12 protein-coding genes, 1 tRNA gene and 2 rRNA genes are annotated in these 17,676 nt (G+C 58.6%); 3 read left to right on the top strand and 12 right to left on the bottom strand.

What is annotated here, in order from left to right; genetic code table 11:
* Positions 1-64 precede the first annotated feature (64 nt).
* From AB4M76_RS00445 to AB4M76_RS00430, 4 genes are all read right to left on the bottom strand, one after another.
* Positions 65-757 (bottom strand): HAD family hydrolase, encoded by a 693-nt coding sequence (locus AB4M76_RS00445; protein ID WP_368439886.1) that lies wholly within the window; start codon positions 755-757, stop codon positions 65-67.
* Between the two features lie 12 nt (positions 758-769).
* Complete coding sequence (locus tag AB4M76_RS00440) at positions 770-2,434, bottom strand: ABC transporter permease subunit (protein WP_368439885.1); 1,665 nt, start codon at positions 2,432-2,434, stop codon at positions 770-772.
* 11 nt (positions 2,435-2,445) lie between these two features.
* Positions 2,446-3,486, bottom strand: a complete 1,041-nt coding sequence (locus AB4M76_RS00435; protein WP_368439884.1) for an ABC transporter ATP-binding protein — start codon at positions 3,484-3,486, stop codon at positions 2,446-2,448.
* 97 nt (positions 3,487-3,583) lie between these two features.
* Positions 3,584-4,582: an ABC transporter substrate-binding protein gene (locus AB4M76_RS00430; protein WP_368439883.1), complete on the bottom strand. Its 999-nt coding sequence runs from the start codon at positions 4,580-4,582 to the stop codon at positions 3,584-3,586.
* 190 nt (positions 4,583-4,772) lie between these two features.
* Here AB4M76_RS00430 and AB4M76_RS00425 point away from each other — a divergent pair, with 190 nt between their 5' ends.
* Positions 4,773-5,546, top strand: coding sequence for a DeoR/GlpR family DNA-binding transcription regulator (locus AB4M76_RS00425; protein WP_368439882.1), 774 nt, complete (start codon positions 4,773-4,775; stop codon positions 5,544-5,546).
* Between the two features lie 102 nt (positions 5,547-5,648).
* Here AB4M76_RS00425 and AB4M76_RS00420 read toward each other — a convergent pair whose 3' ends face one another.
* From AB4M76_RS00420 to AB4M76_RS00400, 5 genes are all read right to left on the bottom strand, one after another.
* The gene (locus tag AB4M76_RS00420) at positions 5,649-7,199 is read right to left on the bottom strand and encodes a TRAP transporter large permease subunit (RefSeq protein ID WP_368439881.1); all 1,551 of its coding nucleotides are present in this window, start codon (positions 7,197-7,199) and stop codon (positions 5,649-5,651) included.
* A complete protein-coding gene (locus AB4M76_RS00415) occupies positions 7,199-7,693 on the bottom strand; it encodes a TRAP transporter small permease subunit (RefSeq protein WP_368439880.1) in 495 nt (164 codons plus the stop codon). Before AB4M76_RS00415 ends, AB4M76_RS00420 begins: the two co-directional genes overlap by 1 nt.
* 63 nt (positions 7,694-7,756) lie before the next feature.
* Positions 7,757-8,842 carry a TRAP transporter substrate-binding protein gene (locus AB4M76_RS00410; RefSeq protein ID WP_368439879.1) on the bottom strand — a complete coding sequence of 362 codons (1,086 nt, stop codon included), beginning with the start codon at positions 8,840-8,842 and terminating at the stop codon, positions 7,757-7,759.
* A gap of 128 nt (positions 8,843-8,970) precedes the next feature.
* Positions 8,971-10,110, bottom strand: coding sequence for an acyl-CoA dehydrogenase family protein (locus tag AB4M76_RS00405; RefSeq protein ID WP_368439878.1), 1,140 nt, complete (start codon positions 10,108-10,110; stop codon positions 8,971-8,973).
* Positions 10,107-11,285 carry a CaiB/BaiF CoA transferase family protein gene (locus AB4M76_RS00400; RefSeq protein WP_368440003.1) on the bottom strand — a complete coding sequence of 393 codons (1,179 nt, stop codon included), beginning with the start codon at positions 11,283-11,285 and terminating at the stop codon, positions 10,107-10,109. Before AB4M76_RS00400 ends, AB4M76_RS00405 begins: the two co-directional genes overlap by 4 nt.
* A gap of 80 nt (positions 11,286-11,365) precedes the next feature.
* Between AB4M76_RS00400 and AB4M76_RS00395 the strand changes: the two genes are divergently transcribed.
* Positions 11,366-12,259, top strand: coding sequence for a LysR family transcriptional regulator (locus AB4M76_RS00395; RefSeq protein ID WP_368439877.1), 894 nt, complete (start codon positions 11,366-11,368; stop codon positions 12,257-12,259).
* Positions 12,260-12,351: 92 nt separating this feature from the next.
* Entirely contained in the window at positions 12,352-13,041 is a 690-nt protein-coding gene (locus AB4M76_RS00390) for a GntR family transcriptional regulator (RefSeq protein WP_368439876.1), read from the top strand.
* 909 nt (positions 13,042-13,950) lie between these two features.
* Here the strand turns inward: AB4M76_RS00390 and AB4M76_RS00385 are convergent.
* The 3 genes from AB4M76_RS00385 to AB4M76_RS00375 all read right to left on the bottom strand — a co-directional run bounded on the left by AB4M76_RS00385 (position 13,951) and on the right by AB4M76_RS00375 (position 17,543).
* Positions 13,951-14,027, bottom strand: a tRNA-Met gene (locus AB4M76_RS00385).
* A gap of 457 nt (positions 14,028-14,484) precedes the next feature.
* Positions 14,485-14,599 (bottom strand): 5S ribosomal RNA (gene rrf / locus AB4M76_RS00380).
* 86 nt (positions 14,600-14,685) lie between these two features.
* Positions 14,686-17,543 (bottom strand): 23S ribosomal RNA (locus AB4M76_RS00375).
* Between the last annotated feature and the right edge of the window lie 133 nt (positions 17,544-17,676).

Genomic DNA, 17,676 nt, shown 5'->3' with positions numbered 1-17,676 from the left:
CTGCCAGACATGGCCGGTCGCGCAGACGGGGGACTCACAGTTTAGGAGGGCGACCATGCGCCATTTAGAAAAGCGCGCCCAGATGGCTGATGTCGGGCAGAATGTCAGTTGCGAGGGGCGCTAGCTCTGCCCTCCCCCCCGTCCCGCTCAGCACCCCGATCACCCGACCCGCGCCGCTGTCGCGCCCGAGTTGCAGGTCCTGGATATTGTCCCCCACCATCGCGACTTCGCGCGGTGCCAGACCCAGCTCCTCGGCAAAGGCCAACAAAGCGGCGGGGTCCGGCTTATGGCCGTGGCCGGAGTCGTATCCGGCTATGAAAACGAAATTCTCGGCCAGCCCGGCGTGATCCAAAAACACCTCAATCGCCGCTGCGCTATCGCTGCTGGCGACCCCCATGACATAGCCCTGCGCCGCAAGCGCATTGATCACCGCAGCGCCCCCGGGGATCGGCACCGCATTTTGCATGGCGGCTGTGAAAATCTCGTCGATACAGGTGATCAGCGCCGCACGGCTCCAACCCACCCCCTGCGCGATCCAAGCCTCCGCGATCTCGGCAGAATTGCCCGCTGCGAAAAGCCCACCAGCTTCGGCGCGGCCGGTCTCAGGATCGGCATGCGCCACGATGAGCAACTCTCTGGCCAGATCGGCATCGCCCCGCGCCGCTGTGGTCGCGGCCTTGAGGTTCACCTCGGTCCAGGTGGCGTGGTAATCCAGCAAAGTGCCGTCCTTATCAAAAAGGATCGCCTTGATCGTCATAAGTGCATCGCCTTATCGAATGAGGGTAACGCCACGCGCTCCGGCGGCCCAGAGCACCGCGCGTACGAGCAGCAGCATCAGGATCACAATGCCCATGATGCAGACGGAAAAGGCCGCCGCCTGATTGGTCGCGCCGCGGTCGGCCAGTTGCAGAACCGAAACCGCCGCAACCTGCGTTTGGGGGGTGATGAGGAAGATCACCGCCGACAGCGACACCATCGCGCGCATGAAGAAGAAGACGCCGACACCCAGCAGCGTGGGCCAAAGCAGTGGCAGGGTCACCTTGAACAAGGTGCGCAAGGCGCTTCCGCCCAGCATGGTCGAGGCTTCATCAAAGGTGCTGCTGATCTGTTTGAGACTGGTGGCGGTGATTAGATAGCCCTGCGCGTGATTGTAGTAGATATAGAGCAGGATGATCAGCGGAAAGCTGCCGTAAAGAAAGTTCAGCGGGTTCGAAAGACTGTTGAAGGCTAGCACATAGCCCAGCCCCAGCACCATGCCGGGGATCGAGGCTGGCAAGGTCGCAAGGAAGGAGATCGGCCCGCTCAGCGGCGTGCGGAATTTGAGCGTCACGATCGCCGCGGCAAAGACCGCGGTCACCCCGAAGAACGCGGTCGCCATCGCGACGCCGATCGAGTTCCACAAAGGCGCCGTGCCGTTTTGCACATCGAAGCGGTAATGCTGCAATGTGAAGCTCATGTTATAGGGCCAGAGCTTGACCAGACTGGCAAAGACCACGATCAGCGGGACCGACAGAAAGACCGAGACGATCAGCCCCGCATAGGTGCCAAAGAACCAATCCCGCCGACGGTTCGGGCGGATTTGGAGCGCGACCGATTTGTCGGTGACCTGAGAATGCTGCTTTTTGGAAATCCGCTCAACGATCAGCTTGGAGAGGGCCGCCGGAACCAGCAGGATGACCCCGATCACCGCGCCGAGGTGAAACTGCGCCTGCCCGATCACCTTGTTGTAAATCTCGGTCGCCAGCACATCGAAGTTGCCCCCGATCACGATGGCATTGCCGAAATCGGTGATCGACAGGGAGAAGGCGACGAAAAGCGCCGCGGCAATCCCGAACTTGGTCGAGGCCAGCGTCACCGTGCGAAAGATCTTGAAAGGCCGCGCGCCCATGACGATGGCCCCTTCATAAAGCCTGGCATCCGCCACCGCGAGCGCGGCGGAGAGGATCAGGAAGGCATAGGGGAAAGTATAAAGCGTATTGGCAATCGCGACGCCCCAGAAACCGTAGATCTCGATATCGAAGCCCAGAAAACGGTTGAAGATCCCATTGCGCCCCAAAAGAAAGATCAGCCCCTGCGCCTGGATCAATGAGGGCGCAAAAAGCGGCAGCATAACCACCATGCGCAGCGCGGATTTCCAGACGACATGCGTGCGTTGCAGCGCATAGGCGTAGAAATAGGCGAGCGTCACGGCACAGATGGCGGAGAGCCCCGAGACGGCGAGGCTGTTGACCACCAGCTCCCATATCCGCGGATCGCTGAGTGCCGCGATATAGTTGCCAAGCCCAAAGCCGGCGCCGGTGTCGAAACTCCGCCAAAGGATGGCGATGACCGGGACGACGAAAAACAGCGCCAAGGCCAGAAGGACGAGGGCCGAAAGCCCAAGCGAGATCGTGGTGTCGCCTAACCTCGGCAAACGGCGACGCGGGGGGGCCATGACATCCGCCATCAACGCAGCACCAAAAGCGCATCGGCCGGGAAATTGGCGAGCAGTTGGTCGCCCGGCGCAGGTGTCTGGGCCAACCCATTCATTTCCACCTGAAGCAGTTGATCCGGCGCCTCATTCGGGCGCAGTTCGACATGCTGAAGATTGCCCATGAAGCGGGTGTTGGCCACCGTGCAGGCCAGGCTGTTTTCGGCCCCTGTCGGGTGGTCGCTCAGGGTGATGGCCTCAGGCCGCAGGCCGAGCGTCGTGGCCCCGTTGAGCGGCCCTTCGATCCGCAGCTCCTGCGTTCCGAACTGCGCTCTGCCCTCTGCATTGGCACTGATGTCGAGCAAGTTGATCGCGCCAATGAAATCCGCCACAAAGCGGGTCTGCGGATGCGCATAGAGATCGCGCGGCGCGCCCACCTGTTCGATCTGCCCGTCGCGCAGGACGACGATCTGATCCGCCATCTCAAGCGCTTCGTTCTGGTCATGGGTGACCATGATCGTGGTGATGCCGAATTTCTGCTGGATGCTGCGGATTTCGCTGCGCAGATCGGCCCGGACTTTCGCATCGAGCGCCGAGAGCGGTTCATCCAGCAACAAAAGGGAGGGTTCTGGCGCCAGCGCCCGCGCGATGGCGATGCGCTGCTGTTGCCCGCCCGACATCTGTTCGGGCAGTTTGCCGGCCTGATCGCGCAGATGGACAAGATCAAGCATCTCTTCCGCCCGCGCCCGGCGCCGCCCCCGGCTCCAGCCGCGACACTCAAGCCCATATTGCACATTGCGCAGGGCGGTCAGGTTGGGGAAAAGCGAATAGGATTGAAACACGACGCCAAAATTGCGCTCAGACGGGGGCGTGTCTGACAGGTCATCCTCCCCCAGAAGGATCTGGCCTTCCTCCGCAGTCTCCAACCCCGCGATGACCCGCAGCAGGGTGGTTTTCCCACAGCCTGAGGGGCCGAGAAAACAGGTCAGGCTGCCCGCCGGAATGGTCAGCGACAGATCACTCAACGCGGTGACATGGCCATATCGTTTGGTAATATTCTTAACGTCGAGATCCATGGATCGCCTTTTGGTCTGTAAGAAAATATCGCCCCCGACCTTGGATCGGTCAGGGGCGGTCTCGGCCCGGTGAATACTTAGGCCGAGGGCAAAGCCATCAGTTCTCGTAGCGCTTCTGCCATTCTTCGATGATCGCCGTGCGGTCGTCCGCTGCCGCTTTGAAATCCGTGGGGTGCAAAACGTCAGAAGTGTCTTCCGGCAGGCCCGCATCGAGGAACTGCTGCGGCTTCTCACCCCCCGGCATGGTCACGATCGCCTTCCACTTGCCATAGGCGGTGGCCGCTTCGGGGGTGATCGTCCAATCGAGGAAGCGCTTCGCGTCTTCCTTGTTGTCCGAGCTTGCGACCAGCGCATTGGCCTCCAATTCATTGCCGGAGCCTTCGGAGGGGATCACCATCGTGATCGGGTAGCCTTCGGCGATGTTCTTGATCGCCCGCATGTCATAGGACGCGCCGACGATATATTCGCCCGCCGATGCCGCATGGCAGGGTTTGGAGCCGGATTTAATATATTGCGCGACATTCGCATCCAGATCATCCAGCAGCGCCCAGCCGTCTTCTTCGCCCATCATCTGAAGGATCGAACTGATCTGGATATAGCCGGTGCCAGAGGAGGCGGGGTTGGGCATGACCACCTCGCCTTCGAAGGCCGGATCGGTCAGATCGGCCCAAGAGGTCGGCATCTCAAGCCCTTTGTCTTTCAGCCGCTCATTGTTCACGCAGAAAGCCGCCATATAGCCGGTCACGGCGAACCATTTGTTGTCCGCCGCCTTGAAAGCCGCCGGGATGCCTTCGATACCTTTGGGCGCATAGGGCTCAAGGGTCTTTTCAATTTCAGGGTTCACGATGGTAGAGGCGGCAAACCCCCAGATCACATCATGCTGCGGGTTGCCCTGCTCTGCGATGATCCGCGCGGCCAGATCGCCCGTCGACAGGCGCAGCATGTTCATTTCGACATCTGGCATCGCCTCCCGCGCGAGATCGAGGAATGCAGCGGCTTCGTCTTCTTCATAGGAGGTGTAAATTGTGATCTCGCCCGCATAGGCTTGCGTGGTCAGCATCAAGGCTGCGGTGATACTTGCGGCTTGGAATTTCATGATATGTCCCCTCTGTTTTTGTTCATGTTCTTACAGGCAACCTACAAAATGTCAGATCATTTACAAGCTAAATGTTAAATATCTTCCAAAGTTCTGGATTGGCATTGGTCTTTCGGTATAGCATAGGGCCGTGATACAACTGCCGGCCCACCGCGAGGGTGACGCGAAAATTTAGATCGGGTGATCCTTGATGTCATTGGAACCGGACAAGAAAGACAAACGCCGCGCCGCGTTGATGAGCATTGCCGAAGAGCGCGGCTATATCACGCTGGCTGAGGCTGCCGAGGCTCTGGGCGTCTCTGCCCAGACCATTCGTCGCGATATGAACGAGCTGGAAAAGCTCGGGCGGGTCAAGCGCACACATGGCGGCATCACCTTTACCGGCGCCTTGGACCAGCGGGCCTGGCGGCAGCGGCAGCGCAGCCAGACCGCCGAGAAAAAGAGCATCGCCGAGCGGATTGCCGGGATCGTCACCGATGGTGCGACCATCTTTCTGGACATCGGCACCACCTGCGAGGAAGTCGCTCTTGCGCTCTTGGCGCGACGCAACCTCAAGATCGTGACCTACAGCATCCGCAGTGCGGCGGTTTTCGACGACCGCGAAGATTTCACCGTGGCCATCCCCGGCGGGATCGTCCGACATATCGACGGGGCGATTCTAGGCGCGGGCGGGGATGACTTCATCTCTCAGTTCAGTTTCGATTATGCCATCATCGCGGTGAGCGGCATCGACATGCAGGGCCGGCTTCGCGATGATGACGAATTCGAAGTCCTGCGCGTTCGCACAGCAATCGCCCATGCCCGCCAGACCCTGCTGGCGCTGACCACCGATAAAATCGGCACCGGCGGTCTGGTGAAGCTCTGCGACCTGAGCGAGATCGATGTTGTGGTCGCCAATGATGAACTGCCAGAGCCGCTGCGGGATTTGGTGCTGGCAAAGGACGTCGAACTCGTTTCGCTGTGAGCCTTCGCGCCTCCCGCCGCCCTGAATGAGCCAGCCGCTTAATGCGGCTGGCTGGAAGCGAGGCTGCAGGCTGCAATCATGTTCGCCTTGGGTCAGAGGGCCCTAGAACAGGACCCCCGGCAGCCATGTCGCGAGGAAGGGCAGCAGCCAGATCAGCGACAACCCCAGAATCTGAAGGCAAATGAAGGGCAGCACGCCAGCATAGATTTGTCCCGTCGTGATCTCTTTCGGGGCCGAACCGCGCAGATAGAACAGCGAAAAGCCAAATGGCGGCGTCAGGAACGAGGTCTGCAGGTTGATCGCAATCAACACGCCCAGCCAGATCGGATCATGGCCCAGCAAGATCAGCGTCGGCGTGATCAGCGGCAGCACGATGACCGAGATTTCCACGAAATCGAGGAAGAAGCCCATGATGAAGATCACGATCATGCAAAAGACCAGCGCACCGGTCGCGCCGCCCGGCATCTCTGCCAGAATGCCCGCGACGCGCTCTTCGCCGCCCAACCCGATGAACACGAGGCTAAAGAAGCCAGCCGCAATGATCGTCGCAAAGATCATCGAGGTCATGGTCATGGTCGACATGATCGCCTGCTGCACGACGCCTTTTTGCAACGCCGCCCGCAAGGCAAACAGAATTGACAGCCCGCCGAGCGCCGCAAGCCCGACATAGAACACGCCAAGCACATAGGCGTTGGAGGTCAGGTCGCTGCGCTGAAAACGCACCGGAAAGGCGCCGGCCAGAATGCCCAGTGCGACCAGGGCGACCGTCCCCAGCAGGATGGTGCGCGGCGCCAGGCCGATCCGGTACCCGGTCATCAGCAGCGCGCCAATGGCGCCCACCGATGCGGCCTCTGTCGGGGTGGCGATACCGCCCAGAATGGCCCCCAACACCGCGACGATCAGCAGGACGGGCGGGATCACCGCGCCAACCACCTCGCGCCAATCGGGCTTGGCCAGATCAATCGGCGCGGGCGGCATTTCCTGCGGGCGCAGCCAACCGCGCGCCACGATATAGATCAGGTAAAGACAGACCAGTACCAAACCGGGGATCATCGCGGCGGCGAAGAATTGGCCAACCGACAGTGTTTCGACCGAGAATTTCCCCTGCTCATATTGGGCCTGCTGGAAGGAGGTCGACATCACATCCGCCAAGATGATCAGAAGGGTCGAGGGTGGGATGATCTGCCCCAGCGTCCCCGCCGTGCAGACGATCCCCGAAGCCACCCGCGGGTCGTATCCCGCCCGCAGCATCGTCGGCAGCGCGATCATTCCCATCGCGATCACGGTCGCCCCGACAATACCGGTGGATGCCGCCAGCAAGGTGCCGACCAGCACGACCGAGATGCCCAAACCGCCGCGCAGCTGCCCAAACAGCCGGCCCATCGTGTCCAAGAGCTCTTCGGCGATACGGCTTTTCTCAAGCAGCGCCCCCATCAGCACGAAGAGGGGGATGGCGATCAAGACCGGGTTGGTGAGGATGCCGAACATCCGCTGGCCCAATGCGCCCAGCAAACCGATGTCCATTTGCCCCAGGGCCCAGCCCAGATAGGCAAAGACCACGGCCACGCCGGCGATGCTGAAGGAGACGGGAAAACCCAAGAGAATCGCGCCCATCAGAGCAGCGAACATGATAAGGTCGAGGTATTGGATCATCAGGTCTCTTTCCCGGCCAAAAGGCGGATCAACAGCGCAAGCGATTGCAGAATCACAAGGACACAGAACGCCGGAATCAGGGATTTAAGCAGGAACACCGCCTCGATCCCCCCTACCGAAATCGGCCCTTCAAGGATTTTCCAGGAGTTACGCACTGAGGGCCATGACCAGTAGATCAGGGCGATCATCGAGGGCATCAGCAGAAACAGATGGCCGAAAATGTCGATCCGGCGCCGCACGCTGGGTGTCGCTTTTGCATAGAACACATCGACCCTTACGTGTTTGTCGACCAGCAGCGTATAGCCCGCCGCCAGCATGAAGAGGGTCGCATGCATGTAGAGCACGCTTTCTTGCAGCGCGATGGAATTCAGGCCGAAGGCATAGCGCCCGACAACGATGATGAATTGCACCAGCATCATTGCCAGCGCCAACCAACGCACCACATAGGCCACGCCCAGGTTCACCCTGTCCAACGCGTTCGCCAGTTGCTCCATCGCCTGCCCTCTCCCATCTCAAAGGTCACAAGGGCGCAGCCATCGCCGCGCCCTTGGTAGATATCAGTATCCCATAACGAGATTACGTGCATTCATCTGACCGTTGTCGGCATAGACCATGTATTGGCCGACCGAGTCGCGATAGGCCACGAAACTTTCGGTAATCCGCTTGACCAACTCGTCGTCGTCATTGCGCAGATCATCGATGACTTCGCCAGCGGCTTTGCCCATGGCCGTGATGACATCCTCGGGGAACATTTTCACCTGAACGCCGTGTTCGGCAACCATCGTTTGCAGCGCAAGGGCGTGTTTGGTGGTGTATTCGGTCCAGACCTGGTTATAGAGACTGTCGCAGGCCGCCTTCACCACCAGTTTCAGATCGTCGGGCAGCTCGTTGAACACATCCGCGTTGACGCCGCATTCCTCTGCCGAGGACGGCTCGCCCACGCCCGGCCAATAGTAGTTCTTGGCCACCTGATAATAGCCCAGCGCGCTGTCGGTCCAGGGGCCGATGAACTCGCCCGCGTCCAAAGCGCCGGTTTGCAACGCCTGGAACATGTCCGCACCGCCCATTGCTTCGGCTGCCATGCCCATTTTCGCCGCCATTTCCGAGGCCAGACCCGTGGTGCGGAACTTCATCCCCTTCAGGTCTTCGGCAGATTTGACCTCATCGCGGAACCAGCCGCCCCATTGCGGGCCGGAGTTGCCGCAGAGGAACGGTTTGATGCCGAAACGGCCATACATCTCGTCATAGAGTTCTTGCCCGCCGCCATGCATCAACCAGCCGACCTGCTCGTCCGCACGCAGACCGAAAGGTTGCGAGCCGAACAGCAAAATACCCTTGGACTTCGATCCCCAATAGGCCGGCACCGCGTGATAGAGCTCGGCGGTGCCTTCGCTCACCGCGTCGAAAACGCCGCGACCGGGGACAAGCTCACCGGCCGGGAACAGTTTCACCTCGATCCGCCCACCGGAAAGCGTGGTGATCCGGTCCGCCAGCAGCTGCGCGGCGACGCCCGGCCCGGGCAGGTTCTTGGGCCATGCGGTGACCATCTTCCATTGGCGTTTGTCTTGCGCAATGGCAGGGCTTGCCAATGCGGTGGCTGCGGTGCCGATGGCCCCGGTTGTCAGAAATGTCCGTCTTTGCATGTGACCCTCCTACAGTCATGCTATGGTGATCAAGGCACAGGACCCTCGCTGCGCCTCAATCAAATTCGTGCATAAAGCTTTTATGTAAACACATAATAGAGTCAATCTGTCCCAGTATAAAAACCTACCTAGGCAAGCAAACCCCGCGCAATAATTGTGCGCTGAATCTCGGACGATCCCTCGTAGATCCGGAAAATCCGCAAGTCGCGCAGGTAACGCTCTAACGGGAAATCCCGCGTGTAGCCGTAGCCGCCGTGAATTTGCAGCGCCCGATCGGCAATCCGCCATGCCGCTTCGCTGGCGTAGAGCTTGGCAAAGGCGGATTCGCTCGAATAGCGCACCCCCGTGCCGCGCAACGTGGCCGCCTGCATCGCCAATGCGCGGGCTGCGGCCAGTTCGGTAGCGCTGTCAGCGAGCATCCATTGCAACCCTTGGAACTCGGCAATCGCTTGGCCGCTGACCTGACGTTCCTTGGCATAGGAAATCGCCGCCTTCAGCGCGGCGTCGGCGATGCCCGTGGCCTGCGCAGCAACCTCGATCCGGCCATTGTCCAACACTTTCATCGCGGTGCGAAAGCCCGTACCTTCCTCCCCCAGACGGTTTTCTTCCGGCACCCAGCAATCGAAACTGATGCCAAAGACATGCCCGCCCTTCAGCCCCATGGTTTTCTCATGCGGCGCGACGGAAACGCCTTCGATCTCTTTCGGCGCCACGACAAAGGCGCTGACGCCGCGGGCGCCGGCTTCCGGGTCGGTCTTGGCATAGACCACGATGAAATCCGCCGCCCCCGCGTTCGAGATAAAACATTTGGTCCCTTTGATCCGGTAACCGTCGCCTTCCCGCTTTGCCGTGGTGCGCATATCGGCCGGGTTCGAGCCGGCTTGAGGTTCGGTCAGCGCAAAGGCGCCCAGCGATTTCCCCGCCGCCGCATCGGGCAGAATACGCGCCTGCAAATCCGCATCCGCGCCCAGAAGCAGCGAATCCGTCGCCAGAAAATGGGCCGTCAACATCGAGGCGGTGGAGCCGCAGGCGCCCGCAATCGCCTCCACGGCCGCATAAAGCGCCGGGCCGGAGAGGCCGATGCCGCCGTGATCTTCCGGCAGGTTCAGACCTAACAAACCCAGTTCGGCCATGGCGTCCAAGTGAACAGTGGCAAACAGCGCCTCTTCGTCGATCCGGGCTGCTTTCGGGCTCAACACCTCTGTCGAGAACCGTTCGATCTGTGCAACCAGTGCGCGTTCGTCGTCGCTCATAGGATAGGTGGTCATGCGCTTTGGTCCTTCTTGAGTGTATTCAGAATATCACGTTCATCGGCGTTCAGGGCCGGGGCTGGTCGGCGTCCGCCTCGGGCAACACCGCTGAAATGCACAGGTTGCTCGGGCAGGTTCAGAACGCCCAAATCGGGATGCGTAACGGTTGAAGCGAGGCCACGCTCCACGGCTTGGGGAGAGGCCCAGGCTGCGGCGACAGACTGGATACTGGACGCGGGAATGCCTGCCGCAGAGAGTTGCTCGACCACTTCATCCACCGGCAATGCACCGGCCCATTGATCGATATACGCAGCCAGCGCAGGTTCGTTTTCCCGCCGCAGAGGATCACTGGCAAAGCGCGCGTCCTGTGCCAGACCGGGCTGACCGATTACATTGCAAAAGGTGGCAAAGAGCCGATCGTTCAGAACGGCCAGTGCGAAGTGCCCGTCGCTCGCCTGATAGGTGCCGAAGGGGGCGGAGAGCGGGTGGCGGTTGCCAGTGCGCGTGGGCGCCTCTCCCCCCATCAAGGTTCGACAGGCGAGAATCGGCATCATGGAGACCAGCCCGTCGAACAGCGCCACATCCACATGGCGACCGCGCCCCGTGCGGCTGCGTTCGAACAGGGCGACCATTGTCCCCCAGGCCGCGAAGAGGCCGCCTGCCACATCTCCCATCGCCTCGCCCACCATCGTCGGCGCAGCATCAGGCTCGCCAGTGGCATCCATCAGGCCGCTCATGGCCTGAACGATGATGTCATAGGCCGGCTTCTTGGCGTTGGGGCCGCTTTGACCAAAGCCAGATACGGACACATAGACCAGATGCGGGAAGGCCGCGCTCAGCGTCTGATACCCCAGGCCCAGTTTTTCCATCACGCCGGGGCGGAAGTTTTCGATCAATACATCGCATTCCGCCAGAAGCGCTTTGATGGTGGCAATCGCTTCCGGGGATTTCAGATCCAGCGCGATGGAGCGCTTGCCCCGGTTGATCGCCTGAAACAACAGGCTTTCGCCGTCTTTGAACGGGCCGATATGGCGATAGTCGTCGCCATGGGCAGCTTCGACCTTGATCACATCCGCGCCCAAATCGGCCATCATCGCCGTGCAGTAAGGGCCCGCCAGAACGCGCGTGAAATCTAGCACACGCACCCCGCTTAAGGGTCGGGACGTTTGAGAGTTGAGGGGCTGCGTGGACATATGATCCTCCGATAATGTTCGATTGAGGATAGCGGATGGCGCGGTATAAGAAGAAATACACATTCCCAATAGAGCTATACATGCAATCTATACCCATCAGCCTTCGCCAGATCGACTATGTCATCGCCGCCGCTGAGACAGGCAGCACCGCCGCAGCGGCGCGGGCGTTGAACGTCTCGCAACCCTCCGTCTCGCTGTCGATTGCCAAGGTAGAGGATCACTTTGGCCGCCCCTTGTTTGTGCGCAGCGCAGGCCAAGGCATCGCCCCCACCGCCTTCGGTTTGCGCAAGCTTCGCGCCCTTCGAAGCCTGCGCGCACAGGTGCAAACGGTGCTTGACCCACAGGACAGCGGCACCGAGGAGCTAAACCTTGGGGTCTTCTCAACCCTTGGTCCGCGCTATGCCCCCGCCTTGGTGAGCAGCTTTCAAAAGACCCATCCTGCAACCACGGTGAACCTGCACGAAGGCGATCTGGGTCAACTGACCCGCTGGCTGGAGAACGGGCGTATCGACCTTGCGCTGATCTATGATTTCGGTCTGCCCTCATCGCTTGAGATCACACCGCTTGCGGATGTGCGCCCCTATGGGCTGGTGGCCGCCGAACACCCTTTGGCCGGGCGCGGCACGGTGTCGATGGCAGAGCTTCTGACCGCCCCCCTGATCCTGATGAACCTGCCGCACAGCCGGGACTATTTCCTGACGCTGGCGCAGATGAACGGCATCCGCCCGCGCATCGCGCATGAAACGGGTTCGGTCGAGATGTTGCGCGCCATGGTGGCCAACAGCATGGGCGTGGGCCTGATGGCCACCGACATTGCGCAAGACACCGCATGCGACGGCCATCCTGTCACCCGACTGGAGCTTTCAGACCCCCTCGCGCCCCACCGCATCGCGCTGGCCCGCATGCCGCAGGCTCATACCGTGCCGCTCATCAAGGCCTTTCAGACCCATGTGGCGCGCAGTTTCGACAGCTAAGCGCCTATGTCTGGCCTTTTACACCTTATGTCTATATCTTTCAGGATCAATTCGCCGGGTTCCCCCTGAGCCATAGCGTCGGAGAGCGCATCATGTCCGTTACCTATCGTGAGGTGAAAGCCGATATCCTGCGCCAGATCACCCGCGGTGAACTGTCCCCCGGCAGCGCCATGCCAAACGAGGTCGATCTGGCCGCGAGCTATGGCTGCTCGCGGGCCACTGTCAATCGCGCGATGCGTGAATTGGCCGAAGATGGCATTATCGAACGCCGCCGCAAAGCGGGCACAAGGGTACGCCGGAACCCGATCCGGCATGTGCGGATGAACATCCCGATCGTCGGGCAAGAGATCGAAGACCTTGGCGCGGCATACCGCTATGCGCTGGTGCAATGCAAAGCCGAACCCGCCCCCAACTGGCTGCGCGCCCGCATGGCGCTCAAACATGACGATCGCGTGCTTCACCTGACCTGCATGCATTATGCCGATGGCGCCCCCTATCAACACGAAGATCGCTGGATCAATCTAAGCGCCCTGCCGGAAGCCGAACAGACTGATTTCACAAATGTCGGCCCCAATGAATGGTTGGTTTCCACGGTGCCCTTCACCGATGCGCAGATCAGCTTTCACGCCGTCGCCGCCAATGCCGCCATCTCCGATTATCTGGAATGCACCGAAGGCGATGCCCTGTTCCAGACCGAGCGCATGACATGGCTTGAGGGGCGGACAATCACCTTCGTACAACTCACCTATCGCCGCGGTCACCGGGTAACTATGCAGTATTGAGCGGGCGGGGATCGCGGGTCGGGCATTACGTAGTCAAAATTTCTGGGGGGGGCTGACTTTGCCAGCGGGGCAAAGCCCCCCTGCCCTGGATCGTTCCACGACACCCGTTCAAAGTGGCGGTCTGTGTCTCCTAGGTCGTCACCGCAAATTTTCCGGCCGGTGTGATGCGAAGTGCCCCCTGATAGGGCGCTAAATAGCGCATTCAACAACCGTCGATCCGACAGTGCGCCTCAGTTTCATTGTCAGGCAAAGCGACGGAGCTGCGATCACGCGGGTCACGACATGGGAATTGTCATGATAACGCGGTCGCGGAAAGCTTCTTCCAGCTTTTGAAGCGGGAGCGCATTAGGCAGCGAACATACCTCACACACGACGCAGCAAGCCGCGACACCTACCAAATCCTCACTACAGCGCACGTCCTCTGTTGTCACAGTGTCGCACTTACCTATCCAGTGGTACCAGATCAGGAACCCACCGTTTGACATGTTTCCTCTGCCCTCGGAGATCGCAGTATCGAAATGAGCGCCTTACCTGTAAACATCATGGCCCTGGCTCGCCGTGACGGCCCACGGGAGTTGCTCGATAGGATAAGTGCCTGGCTTGAACGGCGACCTCTATAGCGATAGAGCGAGGCAGGACGTATGGGGCGAACGACACGAAAGCTCGTCAACCTCGATCAACAGCGAACCAAAAGGAACCAACCGAGAATTTCCTAAATTGAGGCGCACTGAGGGCGATAGAGTGGCTCCGAACGAGTGGGTTTATCAAAGAGATTATGATGTAGTGGGTGGCTTGAAAGCCGTGTCGAGCAAATTATCACGTAGTTGAGCCGCAACTTACTGAGTACTTTCACCGAACGGACACAAACAAAAGACCCCAGCGATGTTGCGCTAGGTGGCCCCATTTTATTGGTTGCGGGAGTAGGATTTGAACCTACGACCTTCAGGTTATGAGCCTGACGAGCTACCGGGCTGCTCCATCCCGCGCCAATGACCTTCACCTAAACTTTGTACCGGCCGGCTGCAAGAGGCAATCGCGATGTTTTTCGGATTTTTATTGCCGGAAAGGTGAGACCCTTAGCCTCTATAGGTCAGCGGCCATACTCCCATAAGGTCATTCAATGAACGGCTTTGCAGCCTAGCAGCCACACGACCCTCGGCGGAGGTTTCCTTTTGAGATGCATCGCCGGCTAAGGAACCGATCAGTGGTCCCAAGCGCAGAGCTTCGCGGCCTGCCGAGGTCTATTGGAACTTCTCAGTTTTGTGCAATTCGGCAAGGATCAACTTTGTGCGGATAAGGTGGGCTCTAGGCCATTGTTGAGCAATGGCGGCCGCGCAAATCCCATAGCCCCCCCACGCACAAAACCGCCGCAGCATTTCTGCTGCGGCGGTTTTATCTTTGGGTATCGTAATGAGAGATACTGTTTATTCAGGAACTTATTAGGTTTGGCGATGACCTACTCTCCCACGTCTTAAGACGCAGTACCATCGGCGCTACGGCACTTAACGGCTGGGTTCGGGATGGGACCAGGTGTTTTGCTCGCGCTATGATCACCAAACCGAATAAATTCCTGTTCCAAGTCGAGTACGACTGATTGTATGTGTATGCTTTCGATCAGTTTAAGCAGTCTTGCTTCTACTGGATCAAATCAAGCCTATCGAGCAATTAGTACCAGTCAACTGAACGTGTTACCACGCTTACATCTCTGGCCTATCGACGAGATGGTCTATCTCGGCTCTCAGGGATACCTTGTTTTGAGGGGGGCTTCCCGCTTAGATGCCTTCAGCGGTTATCCTGTCCGATCATAGCTACCCAGCACTGCTATTGGCATAACAACTGGTCCACCAGTGGATCGTTCACCCCGGTCCTCTCGTACTAGGGGCAACTCCTCTCAAGTATCCTACACCCACGGAAGATAGGGACCGAACTGTCTCACGACGTTCTAAACCCAGCTCACGTACCTCTTTAAACGGCGAACAGCCGTACCCTTGGGACCTGCTCCAGCCCCAGGATGAGATGAGCCGACATCGAGGTGCCAAACACTGCCGTCGATATGGACTCTTGGGCAGTATCAGCCTGTTATCCCCGGCGTACCTTTTATCCGTTGAGCGATGGCCCTCCCACTTGGGACCACCGGATCACTATGGCCGTCTTTCGACTCTGCTCGACTTGTCAGTCTCGCAGTCAGGCTGGCTTCTGCCATTGCACTCAACGAGCGATTTCCGACCGCTCTGAGCCAACCTTCGCGCGCCTCCGTTACGATTTAGGAGGCGACCGCCCCAGTCAAACTACCCGCCACACAGGGTCCCGGAACCGGATAACGGTCCGCGGTTAGACATCAAGCAGAACAAGGGTGGTATCTCAAGGGAGGCTCCACCGAGACTGGCGTCTCGGTTTCAAAGCCCACCACCTATCCTGCACATGTTCGGCCTAATGCCAGTGTGAAGCTGTAGTAAAGGTGCACGGGGTCTTTCCGTCTAACCGCGGGTAACCGGCATCTTGACCGGTAATTCAATTTCGCTGAGTCTATGTTGGAGACAGCGGGGAAGTCGTTACGCCATTCGTGCAGGTCGGAACTTACCCGACAAGGAATTTCGCTACCTTAGGACCGTTATAGTTACGGCCGCCGTTTACCTGGGCTTCAATTCAGAGCTCTCACTCCTCCTTTTAACCTTCAGGCACCGGGCAGGCGTCAGACCCTATACGTCGTCTTGCGACTTCGCAGAGCCCTGTGTTTTTAATAAACAGTCGCCACCCCCTGGTTTGTGCCCCCAGCCCCTAGTTGCCTAGGAACCGGGCCTCCTTCTCGCGAACTTACGGAGGTATTTTGCCGAGTTCCTTCAACATAGTTCTCTCAAGCGCCTTGGTATTCTCTACCTGTCCACCTGTGTCGGTTTAGGGTACGATCTAGCGATGGAGCTATTTCCAGGGACCGCTCAGCAGCCCATCCAATCCGATAAGGATGAACTACCCCTGCGATCCGTCACTTCCATCTGGCCCAGGAATATTAACCTGGTTCCCATCGACTACGCCTTTCGGCCTCGCCTTAGGGGTCGGCTTACCCTGCTCAGATTAGCTTTAAGCAGGAACCCTTGGACTTTCGGCGAGAGTGTCTCTCACACTCTTTGTCGCTACTCATGTCATCATTCTCACTAGTGATCTCTCCACCGGATCGCTCACGCGCCGGCTTCACAGAAAGCTTCTTGTGTCCAGTACCACGGTCCGGTTGGGGTAAACCAATCGAACTGGGTGGTTAAGGACACATGAAACTATGTCACACTACGCTCTGCTACCATGCAATAAATGCATCCTAAGCTTCGGCTCATGGCTTGAGCCCCGTTACATCTTCGCCGCAAGACAACTTATTTAGACCAGTGAGCTGTTACGCTATCTTTAAAGGATGGCTGCTTCTAAGCCAACCTCCTGGTTGTTTTGGTCGTCTCACCTGCTTTCCCACTTAGCCATGAATTAGGGGCCTTAGCTGTAGGTTAGGGTTGTTTCCCTCTCCACGACGGACGTTAGCATTCGCCGTGTGTCTGCCGACTAGTACTCCTCGGTATTCGGAGTTTGGTTAGGATCAGTAAGCCTGTGGGGCCCCATTACCCATCCAGTGCTCTACCCCCGAGGGTATTCGGTCGACGCTCTACCTAAATAGATTTCGCAGAGAACCAGCTATCTCCGAGTTTGATTGGCCTTTCACCCCTAGGCACAGCTCATCCCGATCTTTTTCAACAGATGTGGGTTCGGTCCTCCAATAAGTGTTACCTTATCTTCAACCTGGCCATGCCTAGATCACTCGGTTTCGGGTCTGATCCCACGAACTCGACGCCCTATTAAGACTCGCTTTCGCTGCGCCTACACCTAACGGCTTAAGCTTGCTCGTGAGACCAAGTCGATGACCCATTATACAAAAGGTACGCTGTCACATCGCAAGGATGCTCCAACTGATTGTAGGCGTTCGGTTTCAGGTACTGTTTCACTCCCCTCGTCGGGGTGCTTTTCACCTTTCCCTCACGGTACTGGTTCACTATCGGTCAGTAAGGAGTACTTAGCCTTCGAAGGTGGTCCTCCGATCTTCAGACAGGATTTCACGTGTCCCGCCCTACTTAATACGTCCAATCATGCTTCTTATACGGGACTATCACCCACTTTGGTTGCGCATTCCAACGCATTCTAATCACAGTCATGGCTCGGCTGGTCCCCGTTCGCTCGCCGCTACTAGGGGAGTATCATATTGATTTCCTTTCCTCCGGGTACTTAGATGTTTCAGTTCCCCGGGTTTGCCTTTTTAAGCCTATATATTCAGCCTAAAAATACCTGTCTTACCTCATTATTAGCTGATCCGAAGATCAATAATAACAAAGTATCAGGTGGGTTGCCCCATTCAGAGATCCATGGATCAAAGCTTATTCTCAGCTCCCCATGGCTTATCGCAGAGTATCACGTCTTTCATCGCCTCTTACTGCCAAGGCATTCACCAAACGCCCTTTTCGCGCTTGATTTGATCCAGAAAAAGCAAGACTTGGCGTCTCGCGCGAAGATCAGAAGCTGGTAAGAAACTGATCCTCTTATTCTGCATCAAAAGCATACTTTACCCGCCCAGACTGTCGTCTGGACAATGAGCGATGCAGATAG

Source organism: Sulfitobacter sp. PS-8MA, assembly GCF_040933935.1.
Classification (GTDB): domain Bacteria; phylum Pseudomonadota; class Alphaproteobacteria; order Rhodobacterales; family Rhodobacteraceae; genus Sulfitobacter.
The sequence above is the reverse complement of the archived record's forward strand: the minus strand, read 5'-3'. Positions and strand labels throughout refer to the sequence as shown.